This is a genomic window from Lentibacillus kimchii (assembly GCF_042666895.1).
Classification (GTDB): domain Bacteria; phylum Bacillota; class Bacilli; order Bacillales; family Amphibacillaceae; genus Lentibacillus; species Lentibacillus kimchii.
Genome location: NZ_JBHTGR010000019.1, coordinates 1 through 10,353 on the forward strand (window position 1 = coordinate 1; position 10,353 = coordinate 10,353).

Genomic DNA, 10,353 nt, shown 5'->3' on the forward strand with positions numbered 1-10,353 from the left:
AAAAAAAAAGGGAAGTATCAGGCGAGACTATTTGTAGAAAAGGACGTTACAGCATTAAGATATTTGAAAGAAATAAGATCAAAAGGCAATACAACTGTTGATCAGGCTACAAGTATTGTCATAGAGCGATTTGGTAAGGGGGCGATACAAGCTGTAAGGGGTGGCGATACAGAACAATCACAACAATATGAGGGGCAATATACCAATGAAGATGTCGTGAATTTAATAAAGCAGCAGAACGAACTTATAAAAGATTTATCAGAACGGCTGGATGAGCAACAGGAATACATAAATACGCGGTTAAAAGAGCGAGATCAGGCCTTGTTACAGACTCTGGATGATAAACTGGAAACGCGTAAACAATTGGCCTCAACACAGGAATCTGAGGAGGCAAATGAGTCGTCAAAGCCCGGATTTTTTGCGAGACTCTTCGGGAAGGGTAAGACGAATGATTGACCCGCGTATATGACAATTGATGTTATGATTGAGAGAACACCATCAAGACGCTTTCATAATACAATCATTGTTGCATTATGAAGACATTTCTATTCTAAAGAGGCTTTTGTAAATTAGAATAGTAGCATGATGATACACCTATATTGAAACTGTCAATATAATAGATTAATAGGAAAAGGAAAGAACGATCATGACGACTAATAAGGTTAATCAACCGGGGAGTTATGCCAGTAGTCAATTGGGCATGGACATGGATGATACCGTGCGAATGTATTTAAGGGAAATAAGCCAGGCTTATTTATTATCAGCTGACGATGAAGTCCAGCTTGCCCGCCGGATTGAGGCAGGGGACGAGGAAGCCAAAAGGCAGCTGACAGAGGCCAATCTGCGCCTTGTGGTCGATGTGGCCAAACGCTATACCGGCAATGGCTTGCCGCTTTTAGATTTAATTCAGGAAGGGAATACCGGGCTTATGACGGCCGTGGCGAAATATGACTATCAGAGAGGGTTTCGATTCAGCACGTATGCCACCTGGTGGATAACTCAAGCCATAAAACGGGCTATCATGAATCAAACAAAAACGATTCGTAAACCTACTCATATCGTAGAAGCCACTAACAAATTGATGCGCATTCATCGCCAGCTATTACAGGATTTTGACCGTGAACCTACTGTCGAGGAAATGGCTAAAAAAGCCGATCTAGCTCCTGATAGAGCACGTGAGATACTGCGTCTTATGCAGGATACGGTTTCACTCGATACGCCAGTCAGTGATGAGGGGGATACCCATTTTGGCGATTTTATTGAGGATCCGTCTATACCGTCGCCATCGGGTCAGGCTTTTGATCAGGCATTAAAAGAACAGCTGAATCTTGTTTTGGCTGCATTAACGGACAAAGAAGCAAGTGCGTTGCGGCTTCGTTTCGGGCTTGACGATGGTTACATGCATACTCTCGCGGACGTTGGCACCAGATTTGGTGTCACGCGGCAAAGAGTCCGTCAATTGGAAGCGACAGCGTTACGCAAACTCCGTGATTCAGATTATGATCAGCAGCTAGAAGATTTTTTACCACAATGATCTTAAGAGGAACAACAGAATCAGGTTACTTTCTCCTGCCGCAGGTGTTCCAGTACCGCAAATAAGATCTGTTCCTCTTTGGTTTCATAGGCGGTATCTAGCTTAATGCGATGGCCATCGAACAAAGCAGCTTCCAAAAGATAGGGAATGCGCGGTGTCGCATAGCCTCGTTTGTGCTGCTGTAAATAGCCCCATGCATAGGTTTCGAATGCTTTGGAAAGGCCCATATGCTCCACACATGCGCGTACTGAAGATTTCTTAACTTCCAGCGCGTCCTCAAAGAGGTTTTTCCTGGCCAGTTCCCACCACATTTCCGCGCGAATGGCTTCTCGTGTGTCTTCTTTTACATCATTTGTTGTATTAGATGGATAAGTATCCATATGTTCCGGCATACGGGCACGGATGAAAGCTAGCAGATTCGCTTCCTGAATCAGCCATCCTTCTTTTCGGGATTTAGGTGGAATCCCTTTAATATACCCCTGACGCAACCATCGGCGTACACTTTCTTCATGACTCGTTATTTTATAGGCCTGCAGCAGTTTCAAAGCATCCCGCACGTTATAGAGCGCCATAAATTATCTATCCTTTGCAATAATAGTTGTATTAAATAAAGTGTACATGAAATCCTTATTTTAATGCAACAATTGTTGAAATGAAACCTTAAGGTAGTGATGTTGTCTTAAGACAACCATTACGCATTTGATTTTCCTAGAATATTTTAATTAAGAATTTTTATACCAGGTTGTTTTTTGGGCCTAGTTAACCCTTTTTATGAGAGTGGCATTTTTTATTTTTTATCAAGAAGGACATATACCATGACAAAAGGCTTCCAGCTCTATATAAGAGAACGAAGCCTTTTGTCATGGTTGGAAGTTCTGATGTTATTGTTTAATAAGGTTATCCTTGTCAAAGTCGATATCAATACGAACACGACCGCCAAGTTTCTGGGCAATTTCGCCAAATCTTCCAAGGGTCATATCAATTTCGCCATTTTCAAGACGGGAGAGATAGGACTGCTTTAAACCAATACGCTGTGAAAATTCTTGTTGTGTCATATTTAGCTGCTTGCGTATTTCAACGAGTTTGCAGCTCAATTCAAATTGTTGTTGGCGTTCCGGATCTTCCCATACCTGTTTAAATTCGGAATCATTTTCTCCCAAGCTTTTTGCTAATCGGTCTGTCAGGCTCATAACACGTTACTCCTTTCCTGTTCCAAAGCGTTGGAGCCAGTCTTTCCGGTACGCCTCGCCTCTGCGTATTTCCCGTTCATCAGCTTTGTTTTGCTTTTTTTGATAACCATGCGTTAAAACAGCAGTACGCCCGTACCAATGAAACCAAAAGGTTCGGAAGACATCGCTTCCTTGTTTCGTTCGAATATAAGAAAGGTTCTTCGTTATTTTTTCACAGAATCCTGGTTTATGCCGAGGACCATAACGTTCGAATCTCTCGATATCTTCTAAAACTTTTGCTGCTTTTTTAGCTGGCAATGTTTTTAACCACTCAAGCAGGGGATACTCATTATTTATGGTTTTGTATTCTAATGTTTCCCATTCTTCCATATTCATACGTTTATTATAATATATATGTTATAAAAATGAAATTGATCTCCAAAAATAAAATATGAGGTATTCTCACACTCTTTATTCTTTTCCGTGCAATGTTTTCCTAGAACATCCCATGTGAAAGTTTAATTGTGCTAAAATTGAACCAATATAAATTTAAATAAGGATTGCTAAACTATCGGGGCAATTTGTGGCATAGTAAATTTAAAATGGTGAGGTGTAGTCTTGGGATATAAAAGTAATGAGAAAAAAACCTTTTTCACAAAAAAATTCATCATTTTTATTATAATAACTCTTATTGTTGCAATTATATTGGGTATCGTAGCCGTGAATATCGATAATAATCTCCTTCGCGCTATACTTGTCGTATCAGTTGTTTTTGTGCTTAGTTTATTTGGAAGAGGTATGCGGAATTGAACAATCTTTAGGTCTGTCTGAAAATGACAGGCTTTTTTGTTTTAATTAAGCCATTTCGATGTAATGTTTTCCTAAAACCTTACATGTGAAAATCGTGTTGTGATAGGATTAAAGCAACCAAAATTTAAGTGGAATTTGCTCAACAATCGGGGCCATTTTGTTAAATTAATGTCATCATCATATTAATAAAAAGGATTCTGCTTTTAAAAAGTAGAATCCTTTTTATTGTATAATATTTAATTATTTATGAAATAAATATTAAATATTATTAAATAAACATTTTATTTTATTAAATTTTATGCTAATCTAAAGTTAAGGAGCGATGAAGCTATATGGATATTAAAGATGTACCAGATTGGATATTATCTTTGGATGAGGAAGATGTGGAATTCATTAAGAAATTTGTGGTGAATTCGGGATCTTTAAAGGAAATTGCAAAAGTTTATGAAGTTTCTTACCCAACAGTGAGAGTAAGGTTGGATAGGTTGATTGAAAAAATAAAATTGAATGATGCTGTAGATAATGAAGGATTTATAAAGTTCATTAAACAACTCTCAATTGATGATCGAATCAATTTGGAAGAAGCAAAATTGATTATAAGTAAGTATAAAAAGGAGAGGGATGATAAGTTATGACAGCTTGGTTAATAGCAATAACAATAACCATATTACTATTTATTGTTCAACACTTTGCATCGATAAGTAGGATACCTTGGTTAGGAACGATTATTCCGACTGCTTTAGCTATTGTTATAGTGAGTATGTTGGTTCTTGGTAAACTGGAAATAAACTCTTCCAGGGATTTATTCTTTATGATAGCTGGGCCATTAGTATTCTTGAGTCTGTGGGGAGAAGGAAGAAACTCATTAAAGAGAAAGAGAAAAAAAGAATTAAATAAAATGAAGACTTGGGACTTGAGAGATTAAACAAAGTAGTGCACCAAATGGGTACGTTTGTTTAACAAGAGCTCTGTCTCAATAGACAATTTTTTATTATTTAAGGAAGATTAGATGTAATGTTTTGCTAAAACCTTACATGTGAAATCCCCATTTGACAGGCTTTTCTTTTAGACCTTTCACGACATGTATGGTAACCTTAACTAGTTAAGGAAACCATACACCAAAAAGAGGGCCTCTTATAATTAGTAGTATCCTACACCTAGCTAAAATAAGGCCGTGACATAATAATTCTGTCACGGCCTTTGTATTCATGTAAATCACGACTTTTTAGTAAAAAACTATAGCTATTTAATATTCTATCTTTTCTTTTTGACTGGGTCTTGAAATAAATTTAATCACTAAGGGTGATAAAATTGCTATGGTCAAACCCAAGACAAAACTATCAGAGATAAAATGTATGAACGCGCTGTTTATGGTTTGAATAGCTATTAATATTAGATAAGCACCTACATATGAATAATCATATACTTTTTTCTTAAATATAGGTATATCTATATAAATTATGATAAATACGCCTGCTATCAATAGTAAGTCAATCATAATTCTCCAATCGTTAAGATCATTGTGGGAAGACTCCTGTAGGAACAGCAGCATAACCTAAACCTGTAAATCTAATTCTAACTCCATTGCCCTGGTTTTCATCCTGTATCATATTACCGAATCCTACTAATCCTCCACCAATCGCACCTGATATTGCACTAACTAACTGTGTAGGAGGTACTGGTATAAACCTACTTATTACCGCAGCTCCATCCATTGCTCCGCCACTTGTTTTGAAAGATTGGTAAACAGTCCGTGTCTCAGTGCTATTCAAAAATATATTGTATCCCCACCAATGGACATCAACACCACTTCTTCCTGAGGCAAATAATGATATGTCTCCATTTGAAGTATTAAGTCCTTGAACATCTTGATCAACAGAAACTTCTAAATCCTCATTTATATCTGCCTTTCCATCTCTAACGAGTTGATTAAGATAATTCATCCAATCCTCGATACCTTCTGTTACTTTTTTCGGTATTTCTAAATCTTCTTTATACGATGAATCAAGACTAATCGTGCCATCATTATCAATTTTAACATATGTCTCTAATTGGTTAATATAGTTATCCATGTTTTGTTCAGGTACACCATCTTCTGCTTTATTCAGAGATGAAGCACCTACACTTATTGGCAATGTGAAAATGAGCAATGAAACTAACGCTACAAGAGACTTTGATTTCATTTGGAATCACCTTTCTTACATTTAGTATAGTAAAATAACTCTCTATTATACTGTAGTAGATTTCCGAAACAATTTCCATATTATGGAAGTAAAAATAAATATTTGTTTTATATTTTTTTGTAAAGGACTAGGATGTTTGGGGATACGGGGAACAGTTAACAACATCCTCATGTTTAATAATGCTCATCTGAAAAAAATAAATAGACTGAATATTTTAAACAATAATTGTTGTTTAAAAGAGGCAAAAGACAGATATTATGCGGGACTTTTAAAATCAAATACCCAGAAGAGAAGCATCATTCAATTTTTCTTTCAAAGATCAGTTCAAAATACCCCGCCATCCCCATCGTGTAGGTTGAAGGCGAAAAGATCTGTATAAAGCGCCATCCTTTTTCTGCATAATCACGTATGACCTGGTGATAATCTTCTTTTGGTTCACTGCCTGTTGCCTCCCCCTCAATTCAATTCTTTCAAACTTATACTCGTACATAAATGATTTATCGCCAGTTATACAATCTAACTTTATTAAATTTTAACATAACGTCATATCACAAATTAGAGCGATTCTGGTATTAGAATATGGGTTCATCTTGATCACGTAGGATGTATCATTTTTACAACTTAAGGGAATATATATAAATATATACAAAATGAGAAGAAAGCGTGATAGAATGGATATAGATCCTAAACAAGAGGTGGTAGCGATGACGACAGCTCAAAAATGGGGCGGCAGCATTGGTGTCCGCATCCCTCAAAAAATAGCTAAAAAATATGGCGTTGTAAGTGGATCACCCATTCAGGTATCTGACGATGGCGAAAAAATCATTATTCAGCCTGTCGAAAATGAATTCACACTGGAGGAATTATTGGAACAGTGCGAAGGAGACAATCCGCATGAGGAGCTATTCAGCGATTCTTCTGGAAAGGAAGAACTCTAAATGACGCAAACACCCGACAGAGGCGACATCATTTATTTAGATTTCAATCCGCAAACCGGACGGGAACAAGCAGGGCGGCGGCCTGCGCTTGTCCTATCGCCTGCCAAATTTAATCAAACGACAGGCTATGCCTCGGTGTGTCCTATCAGTCATACCACCAGACAGTGGGGTTTCCACGTTCATCTGCCTGATGGTTTACCCGTTGATGGTGTGGTGATTACGGACCAGCTCAAAAATCTGGACTTCCAGGCAAGAAACGCCACCATCAAAACACAAGCGCCTGATGACGTGATTGATACCTGTTTAAAAAAGATCCATACATTTTTATAGCAACAAACATTTGAGGCTGATTTTCTAAACTGAGAATCAGCTTTTAAAAAATACATCACGAACCGTCCAGTATTCCAGCAACTTAATCAGCCCACCTCAGAATGCTAAAATACCAACAAACAATATAAAAAACGATCCCAAAACGTCATAACATCACTCAACCGAATAACAGTTTTTCTCCTATACAACTCTTTTGACCTTGAACCAACACCCCTTACTTGAACTAACAAACAAACCTAAACCACACCAACAACAACTAACACACCACACATCTAGCCATAACAACTCACCAGCCCATCAGAATTTCCATTTTCCCATGACCACACGATCTCATAAGTCAAAACTGACGTTGTGAGCGTGTGGTCATGGGTACGAATCTTTGGGAATTCTGATGGGGCGCTGCTAGAGCAAATTTAACATGAAATACCAAATTCACCTCTTTTACCAGGTCTTTTGCCATATCTTTTACCACTTGTTCTAGCAAAACTATCAAACCAACACCAAACTAGGGAAAGAGGCCATCCCAGATACTAGATTCTTAACCCAACCTAAAAAGTCACGGATACTCTAGATATGTAATGGCAGACTGGCTCATTCTTGAAACTCATTTGTATCGGGCACTTCAGCAACATGATCAAGCGTCCTTTTCAGGGCATTAAAACTATTATGCAACTTTATTGGTTAAATGAAAACCCATTTAAGACGATGATGAATCCTGGTTTTGGCTGGAGCTTTCGGGTGCCCTCTCAACGATTTTCTTCACCTGCTTGTATTTTTTCTTGTCCCCGGTATTGTCCTCCCGAAGGACATCCATCACTAACACCTTTCTACGGCCTCTGGCTGTCATAACGATAACAATATCCCCTTTTTGAATGGGTGTTTTATCATCCAGCCGAAAACGCTTATGAATATGCCAATAATACAGCTTTTTCATATTTAAATTCATAACGCCGTTTTCATAGCTTATAATGTGATAGCCTGCGATAACATTACGCTCGTCCATGTCGCTTCCATCCCCTTCTATCAAATTCGTTTCATGCCCGAATACCAGCAGCGCGTGGCGCATAGGTATCAAAGGTCATCACCCAGCTGAGCTGGCCCCTCAAATGACGGGTGCGCCTCACAAGAATCCTCAGCAAGATGTCACATCACCAGAGGGGTAACCCAGTGGCACTCTGAGCGACTGGTAACACGGGTGGTGACATTTCCCTCTTTTACATCCAGGTGGCGGTTGATGAACCAGCCATCCAGAAAACATACAGGACCTTCTCAAATCGTTTTTAACGTTAACACGGCCATTAACCCTTTTAGTTTAAAACAGAAGCACACAGGTCATCTGTGAAGCTTTAAATAATAGATTAGCTTAGGATTGACTATCAAACTTCCGGGTCCAGCCCATCATTTAGCCAATCAAAATACATACTTGTATCGCGCTGGGCTTGTTTCTGCTGAGCCACTTCATTTTCACGTTCAACGTCCAGAGCCGTTTTGGAACGCTTTTTCAGACCATTTACGAAGAAACGTCCAAAGTATGTATAGGATTCACCTTGGCTGATCTGGTCTTTCATATAATCCAGCTGATTGCGGGCATCTATTAATCTATAATCTATCACATGCTGATCGAGCATTTCCGTCATAATGTCCTGAACAATATAGGGATCCAACATCTCACGTTTCAGATGATCGAATAACGATTTGAGGTGCGGGTTGTTTTCAGTCAGTTGGGTGAGTTCTTCACGAATGCTTGCGCGCATTTCTTTATTCTCATCATCGTTAGTAATTCTATTTCTATTAATTCTATTTCTATTAGTAGTCCAATTATCGGTAGTCGGATTATCCGACGTCGAAAAATTGGACTTTGGATAATCCGTAGTCCAATTTTTGGGATATGGATCTTTTTTGGCTTTTTGATCATTCTTTTCAGGGGGATTAGGGACGGCTATGACTTTATAAATATTCCGTTCAAATTTTCCTTTATCGTCTTTTTCATGTTCTATTTTCAAATAACCTTTATCCTTAAGCTGGTTCATGTACTTATAAAAGGTGTCCTGCGATTTTATTCCCAGTTCATACTTCATGAGAGAAATGCTGGGGAATGCTTTTCGACCATCAATGTCTGTAGGATTACCAGCCAGGCTGCATATGTAAGAATAAATAGCTTTAGCTTGAATACTGATTTTGCTATCACGCATAACTTTTTGAGCTACCCAGCCATAACCATTTTCATAAATTGTGCCTTCAAACATAACGACTGCATCTTGTGCCATTAAAAAAACCTCCTATATCCCTGTCACGAAATGTCCAAACCTAACAGAGAAATCGAAGGCTTCAATCTTTACAATCAGTACATTCATGTGTAAAATAGATTCTGAATTAACGATTGAATCATTTGTGATTCCCCTGTGCCCAAAAATTGTCTGTGGCTGGACACTTGGACAGGGAATTTAATTTTTAACTCTATTAAATATTATCATCAGGCAGGAATTTTGACAACATTTGCTAGGTGTCTGATGGAAAGAACAGCAACCCAAAGAAGAGGTTGCTGTTCTTTTTTTATGTTCAAGTAAAATCGGCCAGTGAACGTTATCATCGTTATTTAAAAGATGGCATTTGAAATAGAGTTCAATAATTAAAAACAGGACCTATTTGTTAAAGTATGAGGGGTATTGGTCCTGAAAGCATCAGACGAGCTGTGAAAGATTCTGTGTGTTTATATAGGGTGCTCTTGTTTTAAAGATTCGTTCTTTGAAACGCATGATTGTTTTGTTTATGAATTGACGACTTTAAGCTTTCGTGGATCTTGAAGATGCACTTTCGTTTGTTAAAGAAACATCACGACCAAATGGAAGTGCCCAACTATATGCAGTGGTTTTTAAAACTAAAAAACTGCATTTAAGTTGGGTTTCCTGCGGGGGCTCTTTTAAGACAAAAAACCTATAATGGCATAACGGTTTTGCTTTATTTTCATTAGTCATTTCAACTTCGATGATTTTTTACTATTACATTTTCAACACCACTTTCGAAAAGGAAGCTATGGCGGACCATATCGTATTGAAATTCAAAAGTTATCGGCGACATTAATATTTTTTTCTGTTACTCTTATTAAAATAGAGGTGAGGTGATGATATGACAGACGATACAAAGGGCAATACAGAAGACAATATGGAATATACCGAAAAGGCTTATGCGACAGGTGAAGTTGCGACTATGCTGGATATATCAGTACCTGCTGTTAGAAAGTACGCGCAAATATTGGAAAGCAAAGGATATACGTTTATACGGTCTAAAAAAAAAGGGAAGTATCAGGCGAGACTATTTGTAGAAAAGGACGTTACAGCATTAAGATATTTGAAAGAAATAAGATCAAAAGGCAATACAACTGTTGATCA

General features: G+C 38.0%; 11 protein-coding genes and 3 pseudogenes. 7 read left to right on the top strand and 7 right to left on the bottom strand.

Going from position 1 to position 10,353, the window contains the following annotated elements; genetic code table 11:
* Together ACFQU8_RS08670 and ACFQU8_RS08675 are read left to right on the top strand one after the other, a co-directional pair.
* On the top strand, positions 1-456 hold a 456-nt coding region (locus tag ACFQU8_RS08670; protein WP_382358817.1), incomplete at its 5' end, for a hypothetical protein.
* A 241-nt stretch (positions 457-697) separates the two neighbouring features.
* Positions 698-1,534, top strand: a pseudogene (locus tag ACFQU8_RS08675) (sigma-70 family RNA polymerase sigma factor); the annotation flags it as partial.
* A gap of 20 nt (positions 1,535-1,554) precedes the next feature.
* Here the strand turns inward: ACFQU8_RS08675 and ACFQU8_RS08680 are convergent.
* From ACFQU8_RS08680 to ACFQU8_RS08690, 3 genes are all read right to left on the bottom strand, one after another.
* On the bottom strand, positions 1,555-2,106 hold the full coding sequence (locus tag ACFQU8_RS08680; RefSeq protein ID WP_382358818.1) for a hypothetical protein: 552 nt from the start codon (positions 2,104-2,106) through the stop codon (positions 1,555-1,557).
* Between the two features lie 309 nt (positions 2,107-2,415).
* Complete coding sequence (locus ACFQU8_RS08685) at positions 2,416-2,724, bottom strand: helix-turn-helix domain-containing protein (RefSeq protein WP_382358819.1); 309 nt, start codon at positions 2,722-2,724, stop codon at positions 2,416-2,418.
* Between the two features lie 6 nt (positions 2,725-2,730).
* Positions 2,731-3,099: a type II toxin-antitoxin system RelE/ParE family toxin gene (locus tag ACFQU8_RS08690; RefSeq protein WP_382358820.1), complete on the bottom strand. Its 369-nt coding sequence runs from the start codon at positions 3,097-3,099 to the stop codon at positions 2,731-2,733.
* A gap of 746 nt (positions 3,100-3,845) precedes the next feature.
* Between ACFQU8_RS08690 and ACFQU8_RS08695 the strand changes: the two genes are divergently transcribed.
* Complete coding sequence (locus tag ACFQU8_RS08695) at positions 3,846-4,148, top strand: DUF2089 family protein (protein WP_382358821.1); 303 nt, start codon at positions 3,846-3,848, stop codon at positions 4,146-4,148.
* Positions 4,145-4,438: a hypothetical protein gene (locus ACFQU8_RS08700; protein WP_382358822.1), complete on the top strand. Its 294-nt coding sequence runs from the start codon at positions 4,145-4,147 to the stop codon at positions 4,436-4,438. Before ACFQU8_RS08695 ends, ACFQU8_RS08700 begins: the two co-directional genes overlap by 4 nt.
* Positions 4,439-5,030: 592 nt before the next feature.
* Here the strand turns inward: ACFQU8_RS08700 and ACFQU8_RS08705 are convergent.
* Together ACFQU8_RS08705 and ACFQU8_RS08710 are read right to left on the bottom strand one after the other, a co-directional pair.
* Positions 5,031-5,696: a hypothetical protein gene (locus tag ACFQU8_RS08705; protein WP_382358823.1), complete on the bottom strand. Its 666-nt coding sequence runs from the start codon at positions 5,694-5,696 to the stop codon at positions 5,031-5,033.
* 296 nt (positions 5,697-5,992) lie between these two features.
* Positions 5,993-6,186 (bottom strand): annotated as a pseudogene (locus ACFQU8_RS08710) (DUF4177 domain-containing protein).
* A 214-nt stretch (positions 6,187-6,400) separates the two neighbouring features.
* Here ACFQU8_RS08710 and ACFQU8_RS08715 point away from each other — a divergent pair.
* Positions 6,401-6,634 carry an AbrB/MazE/SpoVT family DNA-binding domain-containing protein gene (locus ACFQU8_RS08715; protein WP_382358824.1) on the top strand — a complete coding sequence of 78 codons (234 nt, stop codon included), beginning with the start codon at positions 6,401-6,403 and terminating at the stop codon, positions 6,632-6,634.
* On the top strand, positions 6,635-6,964 hold the full coding sequence (locus tag ACFQU8_RS08720; RefSeq protein WP_382358825.1) for a type II toxin-antitoxin system PemK/MazF family toxin: 330 nt from the start codon (positions 6,635-6,637) through the stop codon (positions 6,962-6,964).
* A 697-nt stretch (positions 6,965-7,661) separates the two neighbouring features.
* On the opposite strand, the gene ACFQU8_RS08725 is transcribed toward ACFQU8_RS08720, so the two are convergent.
* Together ACFQU8_RS08725 and ACFQU8_RS08730 are read right to left on the bottom strand one after the other, a co-directional pair.
* Positions 7,662-7,967, bottom strand: coding sequence for a DUF5839 family protein (locus ACFQU8_RS08725; RefSeq protein WP_382358826.1), 306 nt, complete (start codon positions 7,965-7,967; stop codon positions 7,662-7,664).
* 373 nt (positions 7,968-8,340) lie between these two features.
* Entirely contained in the window at positions 8,341-9,231 is an 891-nt protein-coding gene (locus tag ACFQU8_RS08730; RefSeq protein WP_382358827.1) for a helix-turn-helix domain-containing protein, read from the bottom strand.
* Positions 9,232-10,090: 859 nt separating this feature from the next.
* Between ACFQU8_RS08730 and ACFQU8_RS08735 the strand changes: the two are divergent.
* Positions 10,091-10,353: pseudogene (locus ACFQU8_RS08735) on the top strand (hypothetical protein); the annotation flags it as partial.

What these genes read in the sequence shown, in the direction of transcription:
- ACFQU8_RS08700 (WP_382358822.1), top strand. Translation starts at nt 4,145, where the DNA reads ATGACAGCTTGGTTAATAGCAATAACAATAACCATATTACTATTTATT.
- ACFQU8_RS08720 (WP_382358825.1), top strand. Translation starts at nt 6,635, where the DNA reads ATGACGCAAACACCCGACAGAGGCGACATCATTTATTTAGATTTCAAT.
- ACFQU8_RS08695 (WP_382358821.1), top strand. Translation starts at nt 3,846, where the DNA reads ATGGATATTAAAGATGTACCAGATTGGATATTATCTTTGGATGAGGAA.
- ACFQU8_RS08730 (WP_382358827.1), bottom strand. Translation starts at nt 9,231, where the DNA reads ATGGCACAAGATGCAGTCGTTATGTTTGAAGGCACAATTTATGAAAAT.
- ACFQU8_RS08725 (WP_382358826.1), bottom strand. Translation starts at nt 7,967, where the DNA reads ATGGACGAGCGTAATGTTATCGCAGGCTATCACATTATAAGCTATGAA.
- ACFQU8_RS08705 (WP_382358823.1), bottom strand. Translation starts at nt 5,696, where the DNA reads ATGAAATCAAAGTCTCTTGTAGCGTTAGTTTCATTGCTCATTTTCACA.
- ACFQU8_RS08690 (WP_382358820.1), bottom strand. Translation starts at nt 3,099, where the DNA reads ATGAATATGGAAGAATGGGAAACATTAGAATACAAAACCATAAATAAT.
- ACFQU8_RS08685 (WP_382358819.1), bottom strand. Translation starts at nt 2,724, where the DNA reads ATGAGCCTGACAGACCGATTAGCAAAAAGCTTGGGAGAAAATGATTCC.
- ACFQU8_RS08680 (WP_382358818.1), bottom strand. Translation starts at nt 2,106, where the DNA reads ATGGCGCTCTATAACGTGCGGGATGCTTTGAAACTGCTGCAGGCCTAT.
- ACFQU8_RS08715 (WP_382358824.1), top strand. Translation starts at nt 6,401, where the DNA reads ATGACGACAGCTCAAAAATGGGGCGGCAGCATTGGTGTCCGCATCCCT.